Origin of the sequence: Bradyrhizobium sp. INPA03-11B (assembly GCF_040446015.1) — a bacterium.
GTDB classification, from domain to species: domain Bacteria; phylum Pseudomonadota; class Alphaproteobacteria; order Rhizobiales; family Xanthobacteraceae; genus Bradyrhizobium; species Bradyrhizobium macuxiense_A.
Window position 1 is genome coordinate 84,748 of sequence record NZ_JASGSR010000011.1, and the last position, 26,176, is coordinate 110,923.

Here is a 26,176-nt window from a genome sequence, read left to right on the forward strand (position 1 = left end):
TCAGCCGCCGGAGGCATCCATGGTGAACCGCGCAGGTCGAACCGTCACGGCAGCATTCGCCGCGGCAATCGCGCTGCTGTCGGCGCCGGCCTCGGCCGCGACGCTGCCCGACGATCGGACCTGGCTGATCCGCATGATCGCCTGCAACGGCAACGGCGTCCTGATGGAGGTCTATTTGCCGCAATCCGTCGCGTTCGCGCCGCGTGGCGGCATGGCCGCGGGCACGACGGCGGAGGGCTATTACACGCTCGATCTGACCGAGCTCAACAAGGGCAAGGGGCTCGAGCCGGTGCATGTGACGATGAGCGCGGACAAGAAGTTCGTGACGGTGGATCAGTACACGCGCGGCCTGCCGCCGACCCGCATCCCGGTCGGCGGCGGCACCGTCGATTTCGATCACCGGTTCGGGCTCGACGCGAAGTGCGGCCCGTTCCAGGCGCAGGATCCGAACTACGGCAAATGAGGTGCTCACGCGCCGGTGAAGTTCGGCGCGTCCCCTTGCTGCTGCATGCCTAATCTCTCGGCAATGCGGCTTGACCCGGAGGCAATTGGCGACGAAGTTCCGCGTGCCGTGGTAATTTCTTCTGAATATTCCCCTGAAGCTGCAACGTTCGTTCCCGACTCGAGCCGGGCATGGCTGCGCCTTGTCGTCGCCGTGGTGATCGGCTCGCTCGGCAGCGTCGGCATGTGGTCGGTCGTGGTGGCGCTGCCGATGGTGCAGACCGACTTCGGCGCGACCCGCGGAACGGCCTCGCTCGCCTTCACGATGGTGATGCTCGGCTTCGGGCTCGGCCAGGTCGTGACCGGCAAGATCAGCGACCGCTACGGGATCGTCGCGGCAATCGGCGCCGGCATCGGCATTCTCGGCCTCGGCTATATCGGGGCCGGCTATGCGCCGTCGATCTTGGCCTTCATCCTGCTCCATTTCGCGATCGGCCTGTCGTCGGCCGCGACGTTCGGTCCCTTGATGGCGGAGGCTTCGCACTGGTTCGAGCGCTACCGCGGGCTTGCGGTCGCGATCGCCGCCAGCGGCAATTATGTCGGCGGCACGGTGTGGCCGCCGCTGGTCAATTTCGGCATGCAGAGCGTCGGCTGGCGCACCACCCACATCGCGATCGGGATCTTCACCGCGATCGCGATGGCGCTGGCGCTCGTGGTGCTGCGGCTCTTGATGGGGGCGGCGACCCGGCGCAGCCACGTCAACGCGGCGCCGCCGCGCGTCGACCTCAAGCTCTCCACCAACGCGCTGACCGCGGTCCTGTCGCTGGCGTCGATCTCCTGCTGCGTGGCGATGTCGATGCCGCAGGTTCACATCGTCGCCTATTGCGGCGATCTCGGCTACGGCGTGGCGCGCGGCGCCGAGATGCTGTCGCTGATGCTCGGCTTCGGCATCATCAGCCGGATCGGTTCGGGATTCCTCGCCGACAGGATCGGCGGCATCCGCACGCTGCTGATCGGCTCGATCGCGCAGGGCTCGGCGCTGCTGTTCTATCTGTTCTTCGACAGCCTGACCTCGCTCTACGTCATCTCGGCTATGTTCGGCCTGTTCCAGGGCGGCATCGTGCCGAGCTACGCCATCATCGTGCGCGAGGCGATGCCGGCCGCCGAAGCCGCGACCCGGATCGGCATCGTGATCTTCGCCTCGGTGTTCGGCATGTCCTTTGGCGGCTGGATCTCGGGCGTGATCTTCGACGCCACCGGTTCCTATGCGGCCGCCTTCGCCAATGGCCTGGCCTGGAACCTGCTCAATGTCAGCATCATCCTGCTGCTCTTGCTGCGGTCGCGGCAGCGGCTCGCAATGGCTTGATCAGGAAGAGCGCGACGCGGTTTTCCAGATATTGGTGGCGTCCTAAAGATCGACCGAGATCCTCGCGATCGCCTTGTCCAGGCGGCTCTTGATGGAATCCATCTTGCCGGTCAGTTGCAGCAGCTCCCGCAGATCGAGGTCGGCATAGACGAACTCGTTCAACTCCCGGCGTTGCGCGGACAGGTTCGCCATCTGCTTCTTGGCGTGCTCGGTCAACGACAGGTTCACGACCCGGGCATCCTCGGTCGAACTCTTGCGGCGCACGAGGTTCTTCTTTTCGAGCAGCTTCGACTGCGTCACCACGAACGACTGATCGACGCGCAGCGCCCTCGAAACCGCGCCGACGGGCAGGCCGACGCTGCGGTCCTCGGCATTCGCGAGCACCGTCATGATCATCCATTGCGGACCGGTGATTCCGATCATCTTGGCCCAGATGCTGCGCAACTCGTCCAGGCGGATGCTGGTCGACACGATCTCCCAAGCCAGTCGCTCAGCCGCGTCCTGCAGTTTGTCGGTCGATTTGCGCTCGGTCATGACCTACCTTAACAAAAATTCATCTTCACAGATATCGAGCAATTTTTGAAGCAGGCGCCGGACGAAAATGTTCGTGCGGCCGTTGCCTGAATGACACATGGGTGCGCAAACATAGAATGACTAACTAATATAAGTTGAATATGTGACTTCTCACTTGCATTGTTCCGCATCGTAGATGGGGGGCATCCACCATCTCACGCCTGCAGTGGCCGAGTTGACCACGAGCATCTCGAATATGGCTGCGCCGCAGCGGTTTTCGGGAGGGGAACGTTTGTCGCTTTGCCAGCAGTGCAAGGCATCAATTGGAGGATAGCATGAAGATAGTTAAGGGCCTTTTGTTGGGCTCGGCGGCAGCTCTCGCCGCGAGCAGCGGAGCCATGGCGGCCGACCTTCCGGTCAAGGCCAAGGCAGTCGAGTACGTCAAGGTCTGCTCGCTCTATGGTCCGGGCTTCTACTTTATTCCGGGCACCGACACCTGCATCAAGCTGGGCGGCTACTTGCGCGTCGACGTTCTCGCGAACACCAACTCGGATCACACCGGCAACTACGCCGGCGCCGGCGGCGCGAACAACCGCTTCACCAACGGCTACACCTGGCGCTCGCGCGAAGACCTCAACGTCGACACCCGCACCGCGACCGAATACGGCGTGGTTCGCACCTTCTTCGATGCGACCTTCAGCTGGACCTCGGACAGCTATGGCGCGGGCGCCGCGGCAGGCTCGACGGTCTACTCGCCGATCGGAACGTCTGCTGCTCCGAACAACGCCAGCGCGGGCGGTGTCGCCGCCGGCACGGTCGGCGTCTATTACGCCTTCATCCAGTTCGCCGGCTTCACCATGGGTAAGGCGGTCTCGCAGTTCGCTACGCCGTGGGCCAACTATCCGGGCAACAACTTCGACGGTCTCGTCGGCGGCGGCGGCACGATCACCGGTGTCAACCAGTTCACCTACACCGCGCAGTTCGGCAACGGCGTGTCGCTGGCTTTGTCGGCCCAGGATCAGTCGGCCTACTATCAGGCCGGCGTGCAGAATCTCGGCGTGCTCGGTACCGGCGCTCTCGGTCCCTACGGCGCGAGCGACTATGCCGGCACGATTGCGCCGGATCTGGTCGCGTCTCTCCGCGTCGACCAGGCCTGGGGCCTGTTCCAGGCGTCGTTCGCGGCGCATGACAATCACGCGGCCTATTACGGCGGCACTGAACTCACCGGTCATCCCGACGACAAGTGGGGCTGGGCCGGTCAGTTGGCCCTGTCGATCAAGAACATCCCGACCGGACCCGGCGATACCATCAACGTCCAGGGCGTCTATACCAACGGCGCAACGCGCTACAACATCCAGGATCTCTCGGGTGCCGGTGCGTTCACCGCCTTCGGCAACACCAGCGTTCCCGGTGCCTATCAGAGCATCGGCTTCGGCATCGCGCCGGACAGCGTGTTCGTCTCGGGCGGTCAGCAGCAGCTGATCACGACGTACGGCGTGCGCGGTGCGTACGTCCACAACTGGAATCCCTATTGGAACACCAGCGTCTATGGTGCGTGGGCCCAGGTCAACTACAACGGCACCGCCAAGAGCTACATCTGCGGCCCGGGCGGGACTGGCGTGGGCGGATCGTTCGGCGTCCTGATCGGCGCCACCTCGAACCTGACCTCGTGCAACCCCGACTACAGCATCGCTCAGATCGGCACGCAGACTCAGTGGACCCCGGTGAAGAACCTGACCTTCTCGGCTGACTTCACCTACACCCATCTGGATCAGAACTACGCCGGCACGATCAGCTACCCGGGTAACGCTGCGATCGGCAAGCCGGCCGCTGTCTACTCGCTCAGCAACCAGGATACCTACATGCTGCTGCTCCGCGCGCAGCGCAACTGGTAAAGCCCGGTTGATCCGGACTTGATCGCGACGCAAAGCCTCGACGGGAAACTGTCGAGGCTTTGATTTTGAACGAAGGGCGTCATTGTATGATTTACTAACATTAGTCGATCATGTAGAAACCAGGCGTCGGTTGCTCTGCCGACCATGACGAGGAGATATCAGACTTCTTCATGAACTAGCCTCCGAAACCTCCGGCAATGCCCTGCCGGAGGTTTTTCATTTCAGGGAGCTAGGATCGCGCGCTGTTCGAATAGCGTGCGCCGATGCAGTCGAACGTCAGCGACGTCTGGCACGATTGCATGATTGATGAAGAGTTCTTGATCTCTCTCGATCTCGTCGAGCGCTGCATCAGCGATCGAGCGCCGGCGATGCAGAACTACCCGGTTAAGGACAGCGCGACGGCGCTCCCGTTTAGCGGTGCGTGGATATGCCTGCGCGTTCGAGCGGTCAGCTCTGCGCAGTCACGACCGAGTGAGTGGCGGCGTACCAGTTCTCGCGATCCCGTGAGTGGGCTGCTTGCGCCGGCGGCAAGTTCGCAAACGGAACATTTACCGAGCGTTTGCTCGGTAACGATTGCCGCAGCAACGTTCGGCCCTCAGGCATAAGCGCAACGCATTCCTGCGCCGCCATATCAACATTTGCCGCCGCCGAATTACTTCAATTATATGAAGCGACATTGCAATATTTCTTGGGAGAGCCCGGTGATTGGCGTTTGCGATCTCGACGCCAACGTCGTGCGGCTACCGAGGCGGCGGCTCATCGATAACAACAAGTGGACTCGTACCGATCACGCATACCGGCAGCGGAGCCGGGTGCGAACGAGTTGACGAAATATGCATGACCACTGTGGGGCGCGCGGTGCCTCGTCAAGCAGCGTCGAGTTCGACGACAAGGGCTGGCCTGCCTGGCCGGATCGAGAGGATCTGTCGGCGGAGTTCGTCAAGCTTCTGGCGGCCGCGCAGGAAGGCGGGTCGACGGTCTCCGAATGCTGGTTGACCTTGAGCAAGATCAACCTCGCGTCGGAGAGCTCGTGGTCCGAACAGTGGATCAAGACCGCGGAGCTGAACGAGGCGCGCGCCGAGCTTTCGTTGTTGAACAACAATCTGGTCACCGCCCGTCGCAATTGGCTTCGGGCTACGACCTACTTTCACGCGGCCGCAAGGCCTCCCGGATACGCCAACGATTTGCTGGCACGTGCCGTCGACGGCATGCGGCGATGCGCGACCAGCTTCTTGAAGACCCGGGTTCCGGCCGGCCAGGTGCTCTCGATTCCGTGGACCGAAGACCTGTCGCTTCAGGCCTACTATCTGCCGTCGGCGTTTCGCGACGACGGGCCCGTCATCGTGTGCATCGGCGAGCCGGGTTCCTACAAGGAAGAGCTGATCACCAAATACGCCGGTCATGCGAACGAGCGCGGCTTCTCGCTGCTCGCCGTGGACCTGCTGGGCACGCAGACGGCCTTGTCACCGGCACGGCTCGACGGCCACAGGTTCGAAGCCGCCATGAGCCGAGTGCTGGACTTCCTGTCGGAGAAGCCCGGTGTCGACAGCACGCGGATCGCCATCGTGGCGGACGCGTGCAATTCCTCCCTGGTCGCCCGTGCGGCGGCAAGCGACGCCCGGTTTGCCGCGGCCGTTTGCGATGCCGGAATTTGGGACTCGCACGAAAGAAGTTTCTTCTATCGGCAGGCCGGCGACGACGAGCGGGCCGGATGGCTCGAGGAAGCCAATGCGATCTCGAGAAGCATCGAATGCCCGCTGCTCGTCACCGCGGGTGAAGCCGGCTGGCTTCTTCCGGGCGCCTTGACCGAATTCGGCGATCAATTGGGCAGCTCTCACCGCGACGCCAGGCTGATCCTGTTCCGGCGTGCCGAAACCGCCGCCATGCAGGGTCATATCGACAACCCGACATTGGTCAACGAAGTCATCTTCGACTGGCTCGAAGACAGGCTGCGCTTGCGAAAGGGCTTGTCCTGAGGGGACAATGGCGCGGCCGATCGCGGCGATCACACCGATTGGCCGGCCTTCAGCAATGAGCAGCCGGTGATCTTCAGGCTGCCGTCCGCCTGCCGCTCCAGCGTGTAGAGCGCCTCCCACGCCTCGCCATTGGCGTCGATGATGTGAACGCGCTGCGCAATCCGGTCGCCTTCGCTCTGCGCCGCGCCGAACTCGAAGCTCTTGTGGCGATAGACCGGCGCGTATTGGCTCTGCACCATCGACATGAAGATCTCGGCCTGCGGAAAGATTCGCCGGATCGCGGGCGCGGCATAGGAATAGGCCGCCGCGGCGTCGTCGCGGCCGAACGCCTGCTCCTGGGCGCGGATCACATCCTGCGCGGCGCCGGCGTCGTCGGCTCGGGCAGGTGAGGCGAGGGCGAACAGAATGGCGGCAATGAGGGCGATCGCGCGCATGCGGGGCTCCATCTCGGATACCAGCTGCTACGGATGACACCCCGGGCCGGTTTCCGCTGCAAGCACAAATGCCGCGCCTTGGCGCCGAACGTCCTTGCGCGAAGCCTTGCCGCCCGCGCCATGACCGCGCCGCATGATCCGGCCCGACGCGGGCGGCCGTGTCAGTTGATCCGCCAGCTGCCGCGCCGCAGCGCGTCTGCGGTCGGGCATCCGGCGTCTCGCGCGCGGCGCGTGACGAAGGGGCGTTCGATGGTGACGATCTGGCAACCGAACTGCTGCGCCACGTCGGCGACGACGTTCGCCACTGCGTCGTCGATCTGCGATCCGGCAAGGTGTGCCACGATCAGGTCGCCGATGCTGAGCCGCTTGCGGACGCGCAGGTCGCTGTCGATCCGGTAACTGAACAGGGCATGGACCACGCCGCGGCGGTCGCGGATCGCGATCAGCCGGGAACTGCCCCGGCTGTGCCGGCGCACGAATTGCAGCCATTGGCCCGTGGTAATACTGGCATCATGCATGAACACGAGCGGATAGGCCGAATTCGCGTGCCGATCGTCGATCGGAAGTGCCTGAAATTGCTTGTTCATCGTCCGAAATCCCCGATCCCTGCGAAATTGCCGGGGGATGGCGGTGGCGGCATTGATTTGCATCAATGCCGGGGATGGTTGATCCAGCTCAAATAGCGGCCGATAAAGGTCGATATCGAACCATGCGGACCCCCGAGCCATGAGGATTGCCGACCCCCTGCAGGAATCATGTGCCGGCGCTGCGACGCGCGACTGCAGGCATGGCCTGGCCACGAATGGCTGCGAGGACTGCAAGGTCAGGCTGTTCAGCGTCTGCGCCGCGCTGGAGGCGCCCGAGCTCGAAGAGCTCGACCGGATCAGCCAGGCCCGGGAAGTCCCGGCGAGAACGACATTGTTCGAGCAGAGCACGCAGGCGGGCAGCGTGTTCAACGTCACCGACGGCGTGGTGCGCTTGTACAAGTCGTTGCCCGATGGCCGCCGGCAGATCGTCGGTTTTGCGCTGCCGGGGGATTTCCTCGGGCTCGCGTTGCAGGACCGCTACGGTGTGACCGCCGAAGCCGTCACCGCGGTCGCGGTGTGTCGTTTTGCGCGATCCGCGTTCCTCGTCTATGTCGACGACAAGCCGCATCTGTTGCGCCGGTTGCACGAATTCGCCGGGCATGAATTGAGCCTTGCACAGGAGCAGATGCTGCTGCTCGGCCGGCGCACCGCCGAGGAGAAGATCGCCGCATTCCTCCTCAACATGCAGGCGCGCTACGCCCGCATTGGCACGGTCTCCGTCACCGTGCCGTTGCCGATGAGCCGGCAGGATATCGCCGACTATCTCGGTCTCACCATCGAGACGGTGAGCCGCACCCTGACGCGGCTTGCGCGCGAAAAGGCGGTGTTGATCGTGCCGGACGGCGTGCGGCTGCTCGATCTGGAGCGGCTCAAGCTCGCAGGCGCGAGCTGATCGTCCCGACCCCTGCATTTTGATCCAGCACAAGGCAATGTGCGCTGCCGCACGCTAGGTTTTCTCCGCAGCACGCAGGAGAAGACCGATGTCTCTCGACACCATCCTTGTCTTGATTGCCACCGTCGCGATGTTTGCCACCGTTGCCGCCGTGATTGCCTGGGGCGATCGGCAGACGCGCGACCTGTGATGATGCGATGACCGGCGCTGTCGTCGTTACCTGATCGAGCCCTTGAGATTGTCGATATCGGGCGAGGGACGGGCGGGAAACAGCCGCGCGGTCGAAGAGTTGTCGAGCCGGCGCCTGCATTTGGCCTCGTCGGCGCTGTCTTCAGCGCCGTCCTTCCCGGTGCGTTTCTTGGCAAAGACATCGTCGAGCCGGTTGACGATCAGCATCGCATGGTCGCGCTCGATCGTATCGGGATTCCTGCGCCGCTCGTCGGAGCGGAACGCGCCGCCCGCCATCTTGCCCGTCATCTCGTAGTCGCAGCCGGCCTTCCAGTCGCCCTGGTCCCATTTCCATCCCTTGGCCGTTACGGCGCCGTTGCCGTCGACGGTGACCTTGATGATGGCGTTGTAGGCGAGCCAGACGCCGGCAAGTCCGCTGCGCTTGTCGTCAAAGCCTTCGAGCAGCGCCAGGCGTTCGCGCTGCAAGCCGTCGACGTGATCGCGTGCATCGACGGTGAAGTGGACCTGCGAACTCTGCTTGTTCCAGGCCGGATGCAGGAATTCCGGGAATTGTGCGGTCTGGCTCTTCACCCAGTTGCGCTGGTCGTCGATCAGCGCGCGCCGCGTCGCCTCGTCGAGCCGCGGCTGCAACGCCTTCCAGGCGCGGTTCAGCCGCTGGTCGTTGTCGGCGAGATCAGGATCGGCGCAGATTTCCTCGTCGGTGGCGGTGTCAGGTTTCGTGCAGTCGAAGGTCGGTGTGACGAAGGCGGTGTCCGCTTTGTCGGATGCCGCATCCTTGCCGGCGGCAAAATAGCTGCCGGTGACCTGCCACATCGACGAGCAGTCGTTGAGGCCGTCCCAGTCCTCGTCATCGATGGTCCCGACGATCCGCAAGGTCTCGCCCTGGCGGCGGAGTTTTAGTGACGGCGGCTTGGCGGGCGCGGCGGCTGCGTCCGTCGCTGTGTCGATCTTCGGCTTGTCGGCCGGTGTGTCCGCAACGATTACCACGGTGCCGGCGAGCCATGCCGTCCCCGAAGGCTTCAACTCGGCGGTCAGCTTGCAGGTCCGCCTGCGGTCGCCGCCATAATCGCCGCGCAGATCGGCGGCGAGGCGATAGGCGCCGCCGTCGGCCGGCGTCAGCGTGATGCTGCCGAAGGCATCGACCCATTTGCCGGCAATGCCGGGCCGGCCGGATGCGATCCCCTCAAGCGCGGCCGCGCGGCGGCGCAACGCTTCAGTGAAACTCTGCTTCAGTTCGTCCTCGCCGGAATCGGCCAGCACTTCCGCGGCATCGATGATCATCTCGTTGAACCAGGCCTGGTCGCGCTTCAACAGCGGCTTGGCATTCGCCGGCATCTTCGCGAGTGCCGCGTCGAACGCCTTGTCGATCTGCGTCACCAGCCTGTCGGTGCCGGCCTTCTTGCAGTCGGCGGTCTTGATCCGAGCGTCGCCGCCGCTGCCGCACAGGCTGATCGCGGTCGGCGCGCTGCTCGATGCGCGCAGGAAATCGTCCATCGCAAGGGACGGGGCGGACGCAAGGACTGAGATGGCCACGACGGCGGCCGCAAGCCGAGGGGAGCAAGGCATGGATGTCACCCGCGAGGCCGCGACAAATGGCCTCTGCGGCTTGGGTCGCGCATCGCCCGCGCCGGGTTCAAAATGTCGGCGGCGTGCAGGCTGAAATCACCTCGCAGGGCTTGGCGCCGATGCAGCGGAAGCGGTGCGGCCGGCGGCTTTCGAAGTAATAGGCGTCGCCGGCATTGAGCACCCGCCGCTCGTCGTCGACCGTGACCTCGAGCCGGCCCGAGACCACGATTCCGCCTTCCTCCCCCTCATGCACCAGCGGCACCCGGCCGGTGTCGCTGCCGGGCTCGTAGCGCTCTTTCAGGATCTGCAACGCACGTCCGAACAGGCTGTCGCCGATCTGCAGGTAGGAGATCGGCTTCTTGCCGATCTCGGTCAGCTCGTCGGCGCGGTAGAACGCCTTGCGCGGCCGCTCCGGCTCGATCGCGAAGAATTCCGCAAGCCCCATCGGGATGCCGTCGAGGATGCGCTTCAGCGCGCCGACCGACGGGTTCATCTGGTTGGATTCGATCAGCGAGATCGTCGAATTGGTCACGCCGGAGCGCTTGGCGAGCTCGCGCTGCGACAGCTTGTGCCGCGCGCGGATGAATCGAAGCCGACCGCCGATGTCGACGCTCATGACAGGATCCCCGTTGCAGGTGTTGCGGATCGAACAAATCTTCGCAGACCGCCTCAACAAGATCAATGGCTTGCGGTGCGACAGAAAAGGACTTGTTGAGTGCCGTGAAGAATGGTCCGACTAGGCTAACCAACAATGGAGCGCCGCCGTGACCGTTCATCAGATTCCGAACACCATCAAGACCGATTCGTTCTGGATGCCCTTCACGGCCAACCGGCAGTTCAAGAAAGCGCCGCGGCTGTTCTCCTCCGCCAAGGGCATGTACTACACCTCGGTCGACGGCCGGCAGGTGATCGATGGCTCCGCCGGCCTGTGGTGCGTCAACGCCGGCCACGGCCGCCCGCAGATCGCGGCCGCCGTCGAGCGCCAGCTGTCGACGCTGGACTTCGCGCCGTCCTTCAACATGGGCCACCCGCTGGCGTTCGATTTCGCCGAGCGTCTCGCCGAGATCGCCCCGAAGGGGCTGGACCGCATCTTCTTTACCAATTCGGGCTCCGAGTCGGTCGATACCGCGCTGAAGATCGCGCTGGCCTATCACCGCGCCGCCGGCCAGCCGACCCGCACCCGCCTGATCGGCCGCGAGCGCGGCTATCACGGCGTCGGCTTCGGCGGCATGTCGGTCGGCGGCATGGTCGCCAACCGTCGCCAGTTCGCGACCCATCTGCCGGGTGTCGACCACATCCGTCATACCCATGATCTCGCCCGCAACGCCTTCGCCAAGGACCAGCCGGACCACGGCGCCGAGCTCGCCGACGACGTCGAGCGGATGGTCGCGTTGCATGGCGCCGACACCATCGCCGCCGTGATCGTCGAGCCGGTGCCGGGCTCCACCGCAGTGCTGCCGGCGCCGAAGGGCTACCTGCAGCGGCTGCGCGAGCTCTGCACCAAGCACGGCATCCTCTTGATCTTCGACGAGGTCATCACCGGTTTCGGCCGCCTCGGCACCCCGTTCGCCGCCAACTTCTACGGCGTGACGCCGGACATGATGACGACCGCCAAGGGCATCACCAACGGCACCGTGCCGTGCGGCGCGGTGTTCGCCAGCCGCCAGGTCCATGACGGGCTGATGGTCGGCCCCGACAACGCCATGGAGCTGTTCCACGGCTACACCTATTCGGCGCATCCGGTGGCCTGCGCGGCGGGTCTTGCCACGCTCGACATCTACAAGGACGAGGCCCTGCTGACCCGCGGCGCTTCGATCGCCGACTACTGGCGCGATGCGCTGCATTCGCTCAAGGGCCTGCCGAACGTCGTCGACATCCGCAACCAGGGCCTGATGGGTGCGGTCGAGCTCGCGCCGCGTGATGGCGTCGTCGGCGCACGCGGTTACGACGTGATGGTCGATTGCTTCAATCGCGGCCTCTACTTCCGCATGAGCGGCGACTCGCTGGCGCTGTCGCCGCCCTTGATCGTCGAGAAGTCGCACATCGACGACATCGTCTCGATCCTCGGCGATTCAATCAAGCGCGTGGCCTGATAATTGCTAGCGATATAATCGCTAGCTCTACAAATTGCTGTCGCCGTTGCGAAGCAGAGTGGTTTCGCAGCGGCGATTGCGTTTTCGCTGCAGGATGTGAGGAAAAGTGAAGGTCCTTGTTCTCGGCAGTGGCGTGATCGGCGTCACCTCGGCCTATTATCTCGCGCGCGCCGGCCATGAGGTGACGGTGATCGACCGCCAGCCGAAGCCCGCGCTGGAAACCTCCTTTGCCAATGCCGGCGAGGTGTCGCCGGGCTATTCATCGCCCTGGGCCGGCCCCGGCGTGCCGGTGAAGGCGGTGAAGTGGCTCTTGATGAAGCACGGCCCGCTGGTGATCCGCCCGAAGCTCGATCCCGTGATGTGGTTGTGGCTGCTCAAGATGCTGCGCAACTGCACCACGGCGCGCTACGCGGTGAACAAGAGCCGGATGATCCCGATCGCGGAATACAGCCGCGACTGCCTGCAGGCGCTGCGCAGCGAGATCGGCATCAAATACGACGAGCGCGCGAAAGGCACGCTGCAGCTGTTTCGCTATCAATCGCAGCTCGATGGCACCCGCGACGACATCGCCGTGCTCAAGCAATATGGCGTGCCGTTCGAGGTGCTCGACCGCGAGGGCTGCATCGCAGCCGAGCCGGCGCTGGCCGGCATGAAAGAGAAATTGGCCGGCGGGCTGCGGCTCCCGCATGACGAGACCGGCGACTGCCACATGTTCACGCAGGCCCTGGCGCTGGAAGCCGAGAAGATCGGCGTGCGCTTCAACTTCAATGTCGGCATCGACGGGTTGAATGCCGATGCGACCCGCATCACCGGCGTTGCGACCAGCGCCGGCATGATGACCGCCGATGCCTATGTCCTCGCGCTCGGCAGCTATTCGCCGCATCTGGTGCGGCCGCTCGGCATCTCGCTGCCGGTCTATCCGGTAAAGGGCTATTCGATCACGGTGCCGATCAAGGATGCATCCGGCGCGCCGGAATCGACCGTGATGGACGAGAGCTACAAGGTCGCGATCACCCGGCTCGGCGATCGCATCCGCGTCGGCGGCACCGCGGAAATCTCCGGCTACTCGACCAAGCTCTACGCCGCGCGGCGCGCGACGCTGGACCATTCGCTGACCGATCTGTTTCCGCGCGGCGGCGATCTTCCCAAGGCCACCTTCTGGTGCGGCCTGCGCCCGATGACGCCGGACGGCCCGCCTGTGATCGGCGCGACGCGCTTTGCCAATCTGCACCTCAACACCGGCCACGGCACGCTCGGCTGGACCATGGCCTGCGGCTCGGGGCGGGTGCTCGCCGACATGCTCTCCGGCAAGAAGCCCGAGATCGACACCAAGGAGCTGTCGATCAAGCGCTACGATCATCGCTTTGGATAGCGCGTCGCGTCGCGGGCCGGTCGCGTGAATAGCGCTATTCGGCTTCTTGCCGGGGTAGTAGACTCCCGCGAGAGTCCTTTCAGGATAGCGAGCCCGACGTGCCGAGAGCGGCGCCATCAGATCGAGAAGCCGACACCGAGGAAACCAACGAGCTGCTTGATTTCATCGAGCAGAACGAGCTCGGCGAGGGCGATCGTCTGCCGCCGGAGCGGGAGCTCGCCACCGAGCTCGGCATCAGCCGCCGTGCGTTGCGCAAGATCCTTACCCAGATGGAGCTCGAGGGGCAGATCTGGCGCGGCCGCCGCAACGGCACGTTTCTCGGCCGCCGCACCGTCGGTCCCATCAGCATCGAACGCCTGATCGCGCGCGGCAGTCCGGCCGCCGTGCTTGAGGCCCGCCTCGTCGTCGAACCCTCGATCGCAGCGATTGCCGCGGTCAACGCCAGCGAAGCCGACCTTGCCAATATCGAAACCTGCATGCGCCGCACCACCGAGGTGAAGGACGATGAGGCCTGGGTACGCTGGGACGGCGCGTTCCATCTCGCGATCGCGGAGGCGACCCGCAATGACATCCTTGTCGGCCTGGTGACGGCGTTCAACGCGGCGCGATCGACCGGAGACTGGCAGGCCCTGCGGCTCGCCGCGATCACGCCCGAAAAGCGGCGCCGTTCGTTTGCCCATCACCGCGCGATCTGCGAGACGTTGCGACGGCGCTCAGCCGACGACGCGGCCCGCGCGATGCGCGATCATCTGCTGACGACGCGACGAAACCTGTTCGAGTAATCGTCAGCCGATTGCCTTGACCCGTCGCCCGAGGTGATAGGATGCCCGCCAGTAATGGATGGCCGCCCACGCCGACATCAACGACATGATCCCAAGCGACCAGCGCAGCGATTCGGCGCCGGCAAGCGGCACCAGGCGGTCGCTCAACAGTCCGGTCAGGAAAGCACCGCCAGCGATGCCGACGGCGTTGATGCAGAACATCGTCACCGCCGATGCGAAGCTGCGCGCATTCGGTTTCGCCAGCGACTGGATCGTCGCATAGGTCGGGCCGGGATAGAACAGTTGCAGAAAGGCGGAGATCGCGCCGAACGCCAGGAACAGGACGTAGCTCGGCGTCAGCAGCGAGATGATCTTGGCAATGGTCGAGATCACGAACGCCGCTGCGAGCAGGCGGAAGCCGTATCTGACGTCCTTGTTGGAGAGCCAGCCGGCGATCAATCCGCCTGCTAGCGTGCCGACGATTGCGAGGATACCCAGAAGTGTGCCGTAGGTCGCACCCGTGGCCGCGGCCGACAGGTGGAAGGTGCGCATGATGTAGGCCGGTCCCCACGCGCTCACCGAGCCGTTGGCGATGCCAAGGATCATGCCGCCGACGATGGTGTTGCGGATCGCCGGATCGCTGAGGAGTGCGACCAGGCTGCCCTCAGACATCTGCCGGCCCGACGTGCTGAGATCGCGCGCCGGTTCCCGGACCGTGGCCGCGACGATGAAGGACAGCGCCAGGCCGACACCGCCGACGATCATCAAGGTCGTGCGCCAGCCCAGCCGATCGGACAGCGCGCCGCCGACGGTCAACGCGATGAAGCTGCCGATCGCAATCCCGCACGAGTAGATCGCGATCACCTTGGAGCGCTGGCCCGCCGGGAAATAGTCCGCGAATATCGAATGCGCGGCGGGTGTCAGCGCCGACTCGCCGAGCGCGACGCCGGTGCGGCTGAACATGAATGCGAGGAACGAGTGGGTGGCGCCGCCGGCGGCGGTGAAGCCGCTCCAGATCGTCACCGCAACCGCGATGACGTATTTGCGGGCGATGCGATCCGACAGTTTTGCAATCGGCATCGCGCCCGCGGCATACATCAACGAGAAGGCAGGCCCCGCGATGATGCCGAGCTGGGTGTCGGTCAGCGCGAGATCGCTCTTGATCGCCTGCACCAGGATGAACGGGATCTTGGAATCCACGAAGGCGAGCGTGTAGCAGGCGGTCAGCACGAACACGACGTACCACGCGTACCACGTGGCCTGACTGGCGGCCTGCTCCACACGCGGAGATTCCTGCACATCCGGCACAGCTATCGTCACGGCATCCCCCTCTTCGGCAACGCGCAGGCGGATCGCCGGCGGGCTGGTGCGCAAGGCTCAGGCAGCTTGGGTGTTGAGCTGGCGGCCGAGCAGGTGAGCGAAAACCTCGGCGAGAACGCGCGCGGGATCATCAGGCAAGGACGCGGCACGCCAAGCCACATAGCCGTCCGGACGCACGAGCACCGCGCCGCCGTCCTGAACGCCGTAGGCGTTCATCCAGATGGCCTCAGCGTCAATGAGGTCTTCGCCGATAACGCGCAGGTCGATCCGCGGCAGACCGCGCTGGTTGACGGCCGCGCGCCAGGCCTCGCCGCCAGACGCGGTCAGAAGCACGAAACCCCGTCCGACCAGATCGATTGTCGAGATGCGCTCGCCGTTGCGCGCGAGCCAGACATGCGGAGCGCGGCAGCCGGGATGGGCCGAGGGCTCGTACTCGGTGACGCTTGTGACGGGGGGCGGCGATCCGTCGGGTACGACGGCCGTTGAGCGGTAGCATGCACCGAAGATCAGGCCGCGCTCGTTGAGAAACTCCTTCCGCGGCAACTTTGCCTCGACCTGGCGCGCCGTACGATCGAAGCTCTGCATGTTGAGCAGCGTCGCCTGCACGACCTCGGAGGCATGCGGCCGCCGTTCCGCATCGTAAGTGTCGAGCAGCGATGGGTCGGCTTCGCCGTGCAGCACGGCGGCCATCTTCCACGCAAGGTTCTGCGCGTCCTGCACGCCGAGATTCATGCCGAAGCCGCCGCTCGGTGTCGTTTCATGCGCGGCATCGCCGACCAGGAAGATGTTGCCGTCGCTGAACCTGTCCGCGACCATCGCCGAGCAGTTCCAGAAACTGATGCCGAGCACTTCCACCGTCAGGTCCGGCGCTCCCACGGCCTGGCGAACCAATGCGACGCATCGCTCGGGCGTAAGATTCTCGCGCGTGAAGCCGTAGGCGCTGAGGCTGTGGACGAGAAAGCCCCAGCGGTCGGTGCCGTTCACGGTCAGGAACGTGGCGCGAAAGTCCGGCTGCTCGATGAGATACAGCGCAGCCGGGCGGTCTTCGACCCAGGGGCGCAGATCGGCGCGGAAATGGACGTTGACTGAATCGTAGATGTCTCTTTCGCCAGTCCTGCCGATCTGGAGCGCGTCGCGCACCGAGCTCCGCGTGCCGTCCGCAGCGACGACGTAGCGTGCATGGAATGGAATCGTGGCCTGCTTCACGAGGTCCGTGAGGACGCCGCTGACACCGCTTGCACCCTGCTTGAGTTCGGTCAGCTCCGTGTTGAACCGCACGCTGCCCGGGGCCAGCGCTTCGGCGTGACGCCGCAGGATCGGTTCGAGAATATCCTGCGAGCAGCCGCAATTGCCGGCCGGGGACATCGTGCGGCTCGCTGCCGAGCCTCGTCCGGGTTCAAGGCGATTGATCTCCCGGCCGGCCAGGCTCTCCGCCCACAGGATCATCTTGCCGTATCGCGCCGGCATGCCGACCGCGCGGATGTCGTCTTCGATGCCCATCTGCCGGTACATCTCCATCGTGCGCGCGTTGATGCCGCGGGCCTTGGGCGCGATGGAGGTCGATGGATGGCGTTCGACCAGCACGGAGCGGATGCCGTGCTGAGAGAGTGCGATGGCTGCCGTCAAACCGACAGGTCCGGCGCCGACGATCAGGACAGGCGTTTCCAACATGGCACTTCCTCTCGCGTCGCTGACGCCGCAGCGTTTCGACCGTTGCAAGGCGGCAGCTTGTTTTGTCCGGTCGTAAGTCTTCGGCCCGCGCCATGTCAAGATCAATCATGAATGGTACCGATGGTTTGACCTTGCGAACAAGGAATTATGCGAATATTTGCGTGAATATCAGTCTTGTGTTGAGACCAATAGTTACTTTGGTATCAAAGGAGCCAGCAAACCGATGTCGGAAAATTCTCGTGCGGCCTGGCCGAAAGAGCTTCAGGACGCCTATGAAGCGGGCAAATGGAATGGTGCGGTCGGCAGCCAGCTGGTGTCCGAGACCGCAAAGCTTAGGGTCTGGCATCTGCACATACCTGCCGGGACCTGGTTCGGCTTTCATCGTCATGTGGTGAGCCATTTCTGGACCGCGATGACGGATGGACGCTCGCGCAACTGGTTCGAGGATGGCTCCTCGGCCGAGCGCGTGCTCTACAAGGGTTTCACCCAGCACCGTGAACTGGCCGCGAACGAATATTTCGTGCACGCCGTCCACAACATCGGCGACACCGACCTCGCCTTCACGACCGTCGAATTCCTCGACGGACCCAACAAGCCGTTGCCGATTCCCGATCACGTTCGCCTGAAGTCGCCGGAGTGACGATCACCAGGGACCATCGCGCACGAATTGTCATTCGGCGGCGTTCCTCACCGGCGGTTCGGCATCGTCGTCCTTCTTGGTTGCCGTCCAGCTCGACAGCGCGTTCGAGAGCCGGTCGAGGTAGAGATACACGACCGGCGTCGTGAACAGCGTGAGCGCCTGGCTCACGATCAGGCCGCCGACCATCGCATAGCCGAGCGGTTGACGGATTTCCGATCCCGTTCCGGTGCCCAGCATCAGCGGTACGCCGCCGAGCAGGGCTGCCATCGTCGTCATCATGATCGGGCGGAAGCGCAGCAGCGCCGCCTTCCGGATCGATTCCTGCGGCGACAGATGCTCCTCGCGTTCGGCGGCGATCGCGAAGTCGACCATCATGATGCCGTTCTTCTTCACGATCCCGATCAGCAGGATGATGCCGATCAGCGCGATCAGGCTGAAATCGAACCCGAACGCCATCAGGATCGCCAGCGCGCCGACCCCGGCCGAAGGCAGCGTGGACAAGATCGTGAGCGGATGGATGTAGCTCTCATAGAGCATGCCGAGGATCAGATAGACCACGACCAGCGCGGCCAGGATCAAGAGCGGCACCGAGCTCAGTGATTGCTGGAAGGCCTGCGCCGTGCCCTGGAAACTCGAGCTGAGCGTGCCTGGAGCGCCCAGGTCGGCGACGGCGTTCTGGATCGCGTCGGTGGCTTGGCCGAGCGCCACGCCTTGCGCGAGGTTGAAGCTGATCGTGGTCGCCGGAAACTGCCCCTGGTGGGCGATCGCGAGCGGCCGCACCGGAACCGTCGTCCACTTGGCGAACACCGAGAGCGGCACTTCGTCGCCGGTCGTCGGCGACTTGATGTAGAGCCTGTCGAGCGTGTCGAGCTTGCCCTGCAGCTCGGGGAGGATCTCGAGGATGACGTGATAGCTGTTGAGCTGGGTGAAGTATTGCGTCACCTGGCGCTGGCCGAACGCGTCGTACAGCGTGTCGTCGATCAATTGCGGCTGGATGCCGTAGCGTGAGGCCGTATCGCGATCGATCGTCAGCGTCAGCGTCGTTCCCTCGGTCTGCTGGTCGGTGGCGACGTCGCGTAGTTGGGCTAGGGTCTTCAGCCTGGTCAGGATCTTCGGCGCCCATTCATTCAGCTCGGCGAGGTTGGCGTCCTGCAGCGTGTATTCGAACTGCGTCCGCGTGGCGCGGCCGCCGAGCCGGACGTCCTGCGAGGCCTGCATGTAGAGCCGCGCGCCCTCGACCGCCTCGAGCTTCGGCCGCAGCCGCGCGATGATCTGCTCGGCGTTCGCGTCGCGCTCCTCGCGCGGCTTCAGCGTGATGTACATGCGGCCGGAATTCAGCGCGGTGCCGCCGCCGCCGATGAACTCGGCCATGCTGTCGACCGCGGGATCGGCCCGGACGATGCTGCTGAGCTCCTCCTGATGCCGCTTCATGTCGGCAAACGAGATATCTTCCGCCATCTGCGACACGGCGATCAGGAAGCCGTTGTCCTGTTGCGGGAAGAATCCCTTGGGAATGATCACGAACAAATAGACCGACAGCGCCACGGTCGCGAAGAAGATGCACAGCGTGGTGCGGCTCCAGCGCAGCGCCAGATCGAGGCCGCGCTCATAGCCATGCAGCATCCGATCGAATGCCGCTTCGCTCCATTGGTAGAGCCGGCCGTGCCTGGTTTCGGCACGCGCGCGCAGGAAGCGCGATGCCATCATCGGCGTCAGCGACAGCGACACCACCAGCGAGACGAAGATCGCCATGGCCAGGGTCACCGCGAACTCGCGGAACAGCCGGCCGATCACGCCGCCCATCAGCAGCAGCGGGATCAGCACCGCGACCAGCGAAATGCTGATCGACAGGATGGTGAACCCGATCTCGCCCGCGCCCCGCAGCGCCGCGGCGAGCGGCCGCTCACCCTGCTCGACATAGCGCGTGATGTTTTCCAGCATGACGATGGCGTCGTCGACCACGAATCCGACCGCAATCGTCAGGGCCATCAGCGACAGATTGTCGAGCGTATAGCCGAACACCCACATCAGCGCGCAGGCGCCGAGCAGCGCCAGCGGCACGGTGACGGCCGGAATCACCGTGGCCCAGAAGCTGCGCAGGAACAGGAAGATCACCATGACGACCAGCACGATGGTGATCAGCAGGGTGATCTGCACGTCCTCGACCGCCGCGCGGATCGTCAATGTCCGGTCGCTGATGATCTTGATCTTGACGGCGGGCGGAATGGCGGCAATCAGCCTCGGAAGCTGCTCCTTGATCCTGTCGACCGTTCCGATGACATTGGCGCCGGGTTGCTTGAAGATGACCAGGAACACGCCGCGTTGGCCATCCGCCCAGGCGGCCTGTTTCATGTCTTCCGGCGCGGCGACGGCCCGGCCGATGTCGCGGATCCGCAACGGGCCGCCGTTGCGGTAGGCGACGATGACGTCATTCCAGTCCTTGGCATCCGGCAGCTGATCGTTGGCGTAGATCGTGTAGGCGCGGCTCGTGCCGTCGATGTTGCCCTTCGGACTGTCTGTCGTTGTGATGGCGATCTGGCCGCGGATGTCTTCCAGCGAGAGCCCCTTGGCGACCAGCTTGGCGGGATCGACCTGGACGCGAATGGCGGGCTTCTGCTGCCCGCCGATGAACACCTGGGCGACGCCCGAAATCTGACTGATCTGCTGGCCGAGCTGGGCGTCGACCGCATCGCTCACCTTGATCAGCGGCAGGGTGTCCGAGGTCGCCGACAGTATCAGGACAGGCGAGTCCGCCGGGTTGACCTTGCGATAGGTCGGCGGCGACGGCAGGTTCTTGGGCAACTGGCCGCCTGCGGCATTGATCGCCGCTTGGACATCGTTGGCGGCGCCGTCGATGTTGCGGTTCAGATCGAACTGGATGGTGACCGCGGTCGATCCGAGCGAGCTCGTCGAGGTCATCTGCGCGATGCCGGGAATCTGCGCGAATTGCCGCTCCAGCGGCTGCGCGACGGAGGAGGCCATGGTTTCGGGGCTGGCGCCGGGCAGGCTTGCGGAGATCTGGATGGTCGGAAAGTCGACCTGCGGCAGCGGCGCAACCGGCAGCAGCGGATAGGCGACCATGCCGACGAACAGAACGCCGGCCATCAGCAGCGAGGTGCCAATGGGGTAGCGGATAAACGGAGATGAGATGCTCTCGTTCATTTCTGCAATCCAAATGAACGGCAGGCGCATCTTTTCCCGAATGCCGGGAGTCGTCCTCGAAAGCTCGAGCGCGAACGCGCGTTTTCCTCGCCATGGCCAATCGGCAGATCGCTAGGTTGGCCTGCGCGTCCGCCTGTTTTCTTGCCAGCATAGTCATTCCTGAGGACGGCGTGAATGGAAACATCGGACGGTCCATTCGACCTTCGTTCAATTGCAGCTGTTGGGGAGCCGTCAACCGTGTGCCTCGCGCGTGATATATCTTATTACGATATATCCGTGCCGTTCTGCCAGCTGCGCGATGGATCAACGAAAAGCCCGGCGCGGTGGCCGGGCTGGATCGCGAATATGAACTAGAGCAAATATGAGCTTGGACGCGTCAATACGACGATCTAGCCCGACGCCGGCCGGACCGTCTGTGCACTTTTTCACATTTGCCGACTTCTTTTTTCTGCAGGCTCCGGCAGCTATGCCTTGCGCGGCGGCTTCCGCCCGGCGTTCTTCGCAGGTTTCGCCGATGCTACCTTGGCCACAGGCTGCACCCGCAAGCCGTCGACGAACACATCCAACAGCCTGAGCGCGGTGGTCTGCCAGCCCGGCTGGTCGTGCATGTAGCACATGCCGATCAGCGCGCGCAGCACGTCCTCGGCGCTGATGTCGCTGCGGATGACGCCGGCTGCGACGGCGCGCGCGAGCAGGGTGCCGATCGCCTTGGTCAGGCGGTCGAACGAATAGGCGTGCAGCTCGGTCGAGCCGTGCGCGACCAGCGCCAGCGCGGCGACCATGCCCTTCTTGGTGGCGACGAATTCCACATTGGCGCGCAGCCAGCGCCGCAGCGCCTCGACCGGCTCGGGGGCGCATTGCAATTGCTCGGCAAGATCGCCGAGCTGCTCGACCTCGCGGCGATAGACCGCCTCATACAGCGCCTCGCGGGTCGGGAAGTGGCGGTAGAGCGTGCCGATGCCGACGCCGGCATGGCGCGCCACGGCCTCCAGGCTCGCCTCGCTGCCGCCGGCCGAGAACACGGCCTTGGCCGCTTCCAGCACGCGCTCGCGGTTGCGCACGGCATCGGCGCGCGGCTTGCGGACAATTTCTGGTGATGGATCGGCCATTGCTTTTTCTTTTCACCCTCCCTTGTAAACGGAGGATGCCTCCGTATATGGCGACCAGCACCGGGCCTGACAAGGCGCGCCGATCATGCATCGGCGGCCACGGGTTCGCGTTGCCTCGATTCAACCCGACCATACACGGATCGGAGCCTTGCATGAATCTCCCACTCAGTCTCACCATCAACGGCGTCCGCCGGGAAATCACCCTCGACGACCCCCGCGTCACGCTGCTCGACCTGCTGCGCGAGCGGCTCGACCTCACCGGAACCAAGAAGGGATGCGACCGCGGCCAGTGCGGCGCGTGCACCATCCTGGTCGATGGCCGTCGTATCAATTCCTGCCTCGCGCTCGCCGTCAGCCATGACGGCGCCGAGATCGTCACCATCGAGGGCGTCGGGCGCGGCGGCGAGCTGCATCCGGTGCAGGCCGCCTTCATCGCCCATGACGGCTTCCAGTGCGGCTTCTGCACGCCGGGCCAGATCATGAGCGGCATCGGCATGATCCAGGAGGGGCAGGCCGGCGACGATCCCGAGCGCGTGCGCGAATGCATGAGCGGCAATCTGTGCCGCTGCGGCGCCTATCAGGGGATCACCGAGGCCGTGCTCGAGGCACAATCCAACATGACCGCCACTAAGCAGAGGCGCTCCGCATGATGAATTTCGATTATGTCAGGCCGGCCAGTGTCGCGGACGCGATCGCGGCGGGCTCCGAGAAGGGCGCGAGCTATCTCGCCTCCGGCACCAATTTGCTCGATCTGATGAAGGGCGGTGTCAGCCGGCCAAGCCGCCTCGTCGACGTCACGCGGTTGCCCGGGCTCGACCGCATCGAGCAGCTCGCCGACGGTAGCTTGCGCATCGGCGCGCTGGTGCGCAATGCCGATCTCGCGCATGACGCCCAGTTCGCGCGCAACTATCCCGCGGTCGCCGAGGCGTTGCTGTCGGGCGCGTCCGCGCAGCTGCGCAATGCCGCGACGGTCGGCGGCAATCTGATGCAGCGGACGCGCTGCGCCTATTTCTACGATGCCGGCAGCGCCTGCAACCGGCGCTGGCCGGGCGCCGGCTGCGACGCGCTGAAGGGCGAGAACCGCCTGCACGCCGTGCTCGGCTGGAGCGAGGGTTGCATCGCGACCCATCCGTCTGACTTCTGCGTGCCGCTGGTGGCGTTCGACGCCGTCGTCGAGATCGAGGGCAAAGGCGGCCGGCGCGAGCTGCCGCTGGAGGCGCTGCATCGGCTGCCCGGTGATGCGCCGGAGCGCGAGACCGCACTGGAGCGCGGCGATTTGATCGTCGCGCTGCGGCTGCCGGTTGAAGCGAAAGACTTCGCCAGGCATGCCCGCTACATCAAGGTGCGCGAGCGCACCTCCTATGCCTTTGCCGTGATCTCGGCCGCAGCTAGCCTGCGCATCGAGGACGGCAAGGTCCGCGAAGCGCGGCTTGCGCTCGGCGGCGTTGCGGCCAAACCGTGGCGGGCGCGCGAGGCCGAGCAGGTGCTCGCCGGCGCAGCGCCGGATCCGGCCCTTTATCGCGAGGCGGCACGCGCCGCGCTCGCGGACGCAAAACCGTCCGGCGACAACGCCTTCAAGATCGAGCTCGCGCAGCGCATCGTCGCGCGCGCGCTCACCCTTGCTGCCAGAGGCACGCCGGACCGGATTCCCGCGCTGCCCGGCTCTCCCTTCTCGTCCGTTGCAGGAGCGTAACGCATGACGGTTGAACTCAGTCTGACCCGCGACCCCGCCCATATCCGGCATGGCTCGAACATTGGCCAGCCGCTGACCCGCACCGACGGCGTGCTGAAGGTCACCGGCAAGGCGCGCTATGCCGCCGACAATCATCCGGCCGGCATGGTCTATGCCGTGATCGCGACCAGCTGCATCGCGCGCGGCCGCGTCACTTCGCTCGACGTCGCCGCCGCCAAGCGCCACCCCGGCGTGATCGACGTGATGACCCCGGCGCACAAGCCGGAGCTGGCGGAAGATCCCGACGCCAAGGGCAATCCGTTCGCCTTCCGCATGGAGCTGCTGCAAAGCGACGAGGTGCGCTACGCCAACCAGGCGATCGCGGTCGTGATCGCCGAGACGCTGGAGGCCGCGACTGAAGGTGCGGCGCTGCTGTCGCCGCGCTACCAGGTCGAGATCGCGCGCGTCGGCCTCGACGCCGGCGAGGCCTATGCACCGCCGGTGGTGGGTATCGGCAATCCCGCTGAAGTCCGTCACGGCGATATCGACGCCAGCATGGCTGCAGCTACGAAGCTGACCGATGCGACCTACGAGACCCCGGCGCAATATCACAACGCGATGGAGCCGCATGCGATCGTCGCGGTGTGGGATGGCGATCGTCTGTTCATCGATACGCCGAGCCAGGGCATGGGGTTCGCCCAGATGCGCGTCGCCGGGCTGTTCGGCATTTCGCCGGCGAATATTCACATCAACAGCCCGTTCCTCGGCGGCGGCTTCGGCTCCAAGGGGCTGATCTCCGGGCCGCAGGTGCTCGGCATCATGGCCGCCAGGCTGATCGGGCGTCCGGTCAAGCTCGTGCTGCGCAGGAGCCAGATGTATGGCCCGGTCGGCCATCGTCCGCCGACCCGCCAGCGCATCCGGATCGGCACCGACGATGCCGGCGTGCTGGCCGTGATCAATCACGAGGCGCGCGTCACGACGTCGAGCTTCGACGATTTCTACGAGCCCGCCGCCGACGCCTCGCACACGCTCTATGCCAGCCCCGCGATCCGCACCGCGCATGAAGCGGTGCGCGTCGACACCGGCACGCCGCTGTTCATGCGGGCGCCGGGTGAGGCCACCGGATCGATCGTGCTGGAAAGCGCGATCGACGAGGCGGCGTTCGCCTGCGGCATCGATCCGCTGGAGTTCCGGTTGAAGAACTATGCCGAGGTCGAGCCGACCACCGGCAAGCCGTTCTCCTCCAAGGCGCTGCGCCAGTGTTATGCCAAGGCCGCCGAACGCTTCGGCTGGGCGGGCCGTCCGCTGCAGCCGAGGCAGATGCGCGACGAGAACGGTTTTCTGGTCGGTTGGGGCATGGGGACCGCGACCTTCCCGGCCATCATGTTCCAGGGCAATGCGCGCGCGGTGATCCGCGCCGATGGCAAGGGCGTGATGGAGACCGGCGCGCATGACATGGGGCAGGGCGCCTGGACCGCGCTGGCGCAGATCTCGGCCGACTCGCTCGGTCTCGATTTCGACCAGCTGGCGTTCCGCTCCGGCAGCTCCGATCTGCCGGATGCCGGCATTGCCGGCGGCTCGGGCCATACCGCAACCGTCGGCGCCGCGATCCATAACGCTGGTGCTGCCGTAATCGCAAAACTCGCCGAGCTTGCGACCACGGACGAGCGCTCGCCGCTGTTCGGCGCAGGCAATGCCGGCGTGGTGGCGCGCGGTGGACGGCTGCATCGCCGCGACGACGATGCGCGCAGCGAAAGCTACGCCGAAATTCTCGCTCGCGCCGGCCTCGCGGAGGTCGACGCCAGCGGCAGTGGCGCGGCCGATGCGGCGGCGCAGTCGCAATATGCGATGCACGCGCATGGCGCTGTGTTTGCCGAGGTCAAGGTCGATCCGGAGCTCGGCCAGATCCGCGCCACGCGGCTGGTCGGCGCGTTCGCCGCGGGGCGCATCATCAATCCGTTGCTGGTAGAGAGCCAGCTGCGCGGCGGCATGATCTGGGGCCTGTCGTTCGCGCTGCACGAGGAGGCGGTGATGGACCATCGTTCGGGACGCATCCTGAATGCGAACCTCGCCGAGTACCATGTGCCCGTGAATGCCGACGTGCCGCCGATGGAAGTGATCACGGTCGACGAGCACGATCCGCATGTGAACCCGCTCGGCATCAAGGGCGTCGGCGAGATCGGCATCACCGGCAGCGCCGGCGCCGTCGCCAACGCCGTCTTCCATGCCACCGGCATCCGGGTGCGGAATTTCCCGATCAAGATCGAGGAAGTGGTGATGGGGCTCGGCTGACGCGTCTTGACGCGAGGGTTCCGTAACAACAGGTGTCGTCCCGGCGAAAGCCGGGACCCATAACCACGAATGTGAGTTATGGAGCGACGCTGGGGCCGCAGCTTTCTTTGACAACACAATCCTGTGGTAATGGGTCCCGGCTTTCGCCCTAGGGCATGCACAGATCTGATGCGACAGATTGACTCGGACGCTGAGCCTGGGATTCCAGAATCGGCAATGCATGTG

Annotated in this window: 21 protein-coding genes; 12 read left to right on the forward strand and 9 right to left on the reverse strand. The window is 65.0% G+C overall.

Features of this window, described 5'->3' with window-relative positions:
- Positions 1 to 19 precede the first annotated feature (19 nt).
- The gene (locus tag QMZ05_RS06950) at positions 20 to 463 is read left to right on the forward strand and encodes a hypothetical protein (RefSeq protein WP_353700114.1); all 444 of its coding nucleotides are present in this window, start codon (positions 20 to 22) and stop codon (positions 461 to 463) included.
- Between the two features lie 108 nt (positions 464 to 571).
- Complete coding sequence (locus QMZ05_RS06955) at positions 572 to 1,807, forward strand: MFS transporter (protein WP_353700115.1); 1,236 nt, start codon at positions 572 to 574, stop codon at positions 1,805 to 1,807.
- Positions 1,808 to 1,849: 42 nt separating this feature from the next.
- On the opposite strand, the gene QMZ05_RS06960 is transcribed toward QMZ05_RS06955, so the two are convergent.
- Positions 1,850 to 2,341 carry a MarR family transcriptional regulator gene (locus QMZ05_RS06960; RefSeq protein WP_050425326.1) on the reverse strand — a complete coding sequence of 164 codons (492 nt, stop codon included), beginning with the start codon at positions 2,339 to 2,341 and terminating at the stop codon, positions 1,850 to 1,852.
- 314 nt (positions 2,342 to 2,655) lie between these two features.
- On the opposite strand from QMZ05_RS06960, the gene QMZ05_RS06965 reads away from it, so the two are divergent.
- The gene (locus QMZ05_RS06965; RefSeq protein ID WP_353700116.1) at positions 2,656 to 4,215 is read left to right on the forward strand and encodes a porin; all 1,560 of its coding nucleotides are present in this window, start codon (positions 2,656 to 2,658) and stop codon (positions 4,213 to 4,215) included.
- Positions 4,216 to 5,213: 998 nt separating this feature from the next.
- Positions 5,214 to 6,191, forward strand: coding sequence for a dienelactone hydrolase (locus QMZ05_RS06970; protein ID WP_353700117.1), 978 nt, complete (start codon positions 5,214 to 5,216; stop codon positions 6,189 to 6,191).
- 29 nt (positions 6,192 to 6,220) lie between these two features.
- Here the strand turns inward: QMZ05_RS06970 and QMZ05_RS06975 are convergent, their stop codons facing one another.
- A complete protein-coding gene (locus QMZ05_RS06975) occupies positions 6,221 to 6,625 on the reverse strand; it encodes a DUF4864 domain-containing protein (RefSeq protein WP_353700118.1) in 405 nt (134 codons plus the stop codon).
- Positions 6,626 to 6,786: 161 nt separating this feature from the next.
- Positions 6,787 to 7,212: a hypothetical protein gene (locus QMZ05_RS06980; RefSeq protein WP_353700119.1), complete on the reverse strand. Its 426-nt coding sequence runs from the start codon at positions 7,210 to 7,212 to the stop codon at positions 6,787 to 6,789.
- A 139-nt stretch (positions 7,213 to 7,351) separates the two neighbouring features.
- Here QMZ05_RS06980 and QMZ05_RS06985 point away from each other — a divergent pair, with 139 nt between their 5' ends.
- The gene (locus tag QMZ05_RS06985; protein ID WP_353700120.1) at positions 7,352 to 8,104 is read left to right on the forward strand and encodes a helix-turn-helix domain-containing protein; all 753 of its coding nucleotides are present in this window, start codon (positions 7,352 to 7,354) and stop codon (positions 8,102 to 8,104) included.
- Between the two features lie 216 nt (positions 8,105 to 8,320).
- Here QMZ05_RS06985 and QMZ05_RS06990 read toward each other — a convergent pair whose 3' ends face one another.
- Both QMZ05_RS06990 and QMZ05_RS06995 read right to left on the reverse strand, forming a co-directional pair.
- The gene (locus tag QMZ05_RS06990; RefSeq protein WP_353700121.1) at positions 8,321 to 9,826 is read right to left on the reverse strand and encodes a lysozyme inhibitor LprI family protein; all 1,506 of its coding nucleotides are present in this window, start codon (positions 9,824 to 9,826) and stop codon (positions 8,321 to 8,323) included.
- 100 nt (positions 9,827 to 9,926) lie between these two features.
- Positions 9,927 to 10,475: a cupin domain-containing protein gene (locus QMZ05_RS06995; RefSeq protein WP_018273259.1), complete on the reverse strand. Its 549-nt coding sequence runs from the start codon at positions 10,473 to 10,475 to the stop codon at positions 9,927 to 9,929.
- 148 nt (positions 10,476 to 10,623) lie between these two features.
- Between QMZ05_RS06995 and QMZ05_RS07000 the strand changes: the two genes are divergently transcribed.
- From QMZ05_RS07000 to QMZ05_RS07010, 3 genes are all read left to right on the forward strand, one after another.
- The gene (locus QMZ05_RS07000) at positions 10,624 to 11,952 is read left to right on the forward strand and encodes an aspartate aminotransferase family protein (protein WP_353700122.1); all 1,329 of its coding nucleotides are present in this window, start codon (positions 10,624 to 10,626) and stop codon (positions 11,950 to 11,952) included.
- Positions 11,953 to 12,058: 106 nt separating this feature from the next.
- Complete coding sequence (locus QMZ05_RS07005; RefSeq protein ID WP_353700123.1) at positions 12,059 to 13,324, forward strand: D-amino acid dehydrogenase; 1,266 nt, start codon at positions 12,059 to 12,061, stop codon at positions 13,322 to 13,324.
- A 98-nt stretch (positions 13,325 to 13,422) separates the two neighbouring features.
- Positions 13,423 to 14,106: an FCD domain-containing protein gene (locus QMZ05_RS07010; RefSeq protein ID WP_353700124.1), complete on the forward strand. Its 684-nt coding sequence runs from the start codon at positions 13,423 to 13,425 to the stop codon at positions 14,104 to 14,106.
- A gap of 3 nt (positions 14,107 to 14,109) precedes the next feature.
- Here QMZ05_RS07010 and QMZ05_RS07015 read toward each other — a convergent pair whose 3' ends face one another.
- Both QMZ05_RS07015 and QMZ05_RS07020 read right to left on the reverse strand, forming a co-directional pair.
- Entirely contained in the window at positions 14,110 to 15,405 is a 1,296-nt protein-coding gene (locus QMZ05_RS07015) for an MFS transporter (RefSeq protein WP_353700125.1), read from the reverse strand.
- Positions 15,406 to 15,462: 57 nt separating this feature from the next.
- Positions 15,463 to 17,076, reverse strand: a complete 1,614-nt coding sequence (locus QMZ05_RS07020) for an FAD-dependent monooxygenase (protein ID WP_353700126.1) — start codon at positions 17,074 to 17,076, stop codon at positions 15,463 to 15,465.
- 223 nt (positions 17,077 to 17,299) lie between these two features.
- Here QMZ05_RS07020 and QMZ05_RS07025 point away from each other — a divergent pair, with 223 nt between their 5' ends.
- Positions 17,300 to 17,716 (forward strand): hypothetical protein, encoded by a 417-nt coding sequence (locus tag QMZ05_RS07025; RefSeq protein ID WP_353700127.1) that lies wholly within the window; start codon positions 17,300 to 17,302, stop codon positions 17,714 to 17,716.
- Between the two features lie 30 nt (positions 17,717 to 17,746).
- Here QMZ05_RS07025 and QMZ05_RS07030 read toward each other — a convergent pair whose 3' ends face one another.
- Both QMZ05_RS07030 and QMZ05_RS07035 read right to left on the reverse strand, forming a co-directional pair.
- On the reverse strand, positions 17,747 to 20,878 hold the full coding sequence (locus tag QMZ05_RS07030; RefSeq protein ID WP_353700128.1) for a multidrug efflux RND transporter permease subunit: 3,132 nt from the start codon (positions 20,876 to 20,878) through the stop codon (positions 17,747 to 17,749).
- Positions 20,879 to 21,342: 464 nt separating this feature from the next.
- Entirely contained in the window at positions 21,343 to 21,987 is a 645-nt protein-coding gene (locus QMZ05_RS07035; RefSeq protein ID WP_353700129.1) for a TetR/AcrR family transcriptional regulator, read from the reverse strand.
- 152 nt (positions 21,988 to 22,139) lie between these two features.
- Between QMZ05_RS07035 and QMZ05_RS07040 the strand changes: the two genes are divergently transcribed.
- From QMZ05_RS07040 to QMZ05_RS07050, 3 genes are read left to right on the forward strand one after another with little or no spacing between them, the layout of a single operon-like run.
- The gene (locus tag QMZ05_RS07040; RefSeq protein ID WP_353700130.1) at positions 22,140 to 22,637 is read left to right on the forward strand and encodes a (2Fe-2S)-binding protein; all 498 of its coding nucleotides are present in this window, start codon (positions 22,140 to 22,142) and stop codon (positions 22,635 to 22,637) included.
- Entirely contained in the window at positions 22,634 to 23,680 is a 1,047-nt protein-coding gene (locus tag QMZ05_RS07045; protein ID WP_353700131.1) for a xanthine dehydrogenase family protein subunit M, read from the forward strand. The genes QMZ05_RS07040 and QMZ05_RS07045 overlap by 4 nt, the downstream gene beginning before the upstream one ends.
- A gap of 3 nt (positions 23,681 to 23,683) precedes the next feature.
- The gene (locus QMZ05_RS07050) at positions 23,684 to 25,951 is read left to right on the forward strand and encodes a xanthine dehydrogenase family protein molybdopterin-binding subunit (protein WP_353700132.1); all 2,268 of its coding nucleotides are present in this window, start codon (positions 23,684 to 23,686) and stop codon (positions 25,949 to 25,951) included.
- The last annotated feature ends 225 nt before the right edge of the window (positions 25,952 to 26,176 follow it).

Excerpts from the sequence above, each read along its gene's own strand:
- QMZ05_RS06950 (WP_353700114.1), top strand. The coding sequence starts at position 20 with ATGGTGAACCGCGCAGGTCGAACCGTCACGGCAGCATTCGCCGCGGCA.
- QMZ05_RS06960 (WP_050425326.1), bottom strand. The coding sequence starts at position 2,341 with ATGACCGAGCGCAAATCGACCGACAAACTGCAGGACGCGGCTGAGCGA.
- QMZ05_RS06965 (WP_353700116.1), top strand. The coding sequence starts at position 2,656 with ATGAAGATAGTTAAGGGCCTTTTGTTGGGCTCGGCGGCAGCTCTCGCC.
- QMZ05_RS06975 (WP_353700118.1), bottom strand. The coding sequence starts at position 6,625 with ATGCGCGCGATCGCCCTCATTGCCGCCATTCTGTTCGCCCTCGCCTCA.
- QMZ05_RS06980 (WP_353700119.1), bottom strand. The coding sequence starts at position 7,212 with ATGAACAAGCAATTTCAGGCACTTCCGATCGACGATCGGCACGCGAAT.
- QMZ05_RS06985 (WP_353700120.1), top strand. The coding sequence starts at position 7,352 with ATGAGGATTGCCGACCCCCTGCAGGAATCATGTGCCGGCGCTGCGACG.
- QMZ05_RS06995 (WP_018273259.1), bottom strand. The coding sequence starts at position 10,475 with ATGAGCGTCGACATCGGCGGTCGGCTTCGATTCATCCGCGCGCGGCAC.
- QMZ05_RS07020 (WP_353700126.1), bottom strand. The coding sequence starts at position 17,076 with ATGTTGGAAACGCCTGTCCTGATCGTCGGCGCCGGACCTGTCGGTTTG.
- QMZ05_RS07025 (WP_353700127.1), top strand. The coding sequence starts at position 17,300 with ATGTCGGAAAATTCTCGTGCGGCCTGGCCGAAAGAGCTTCAGGACGCC.
- QMZ05_RS07030 (WP_353700128.1), bottom strand. The coding sequence starts at position 20,878 with ATGAACGAGAGCATCTCATCTCCGTTTATCCGCTACCCCATTGGCACC.
- QMZ05_RS07035 (WP_353700129.1), bottom strand. The coding sequence starts at position 21,987 with ATGGCCGATCCATCACCAGAAATTGTCCGCAAGCCGCGCGCCGATGCC.
- QMZ05_RS07040 (WP_353700130.1), top strand. The coding sequence starts at position 22,140 with ATGAATCTCCCACTCAGTCTCACCATCAACGGCGTCCGCCGGGAAATC.
- QMZ05_RS07045 (WP_353700131.1), top strand. The coding sequence starts at position 22,634 with ATGATGAATTTCGATTATGTCAGGCCGGCCAGTGTCGCGGACGCGATC.
- QMZ05_RS07050 (WP_353700132.1), top strand. The coding sequence starts at position 23,684 with ATGACGGTTGAACTCAGTCTGACCCGCGACCCCGCCCATATCCGGCAT.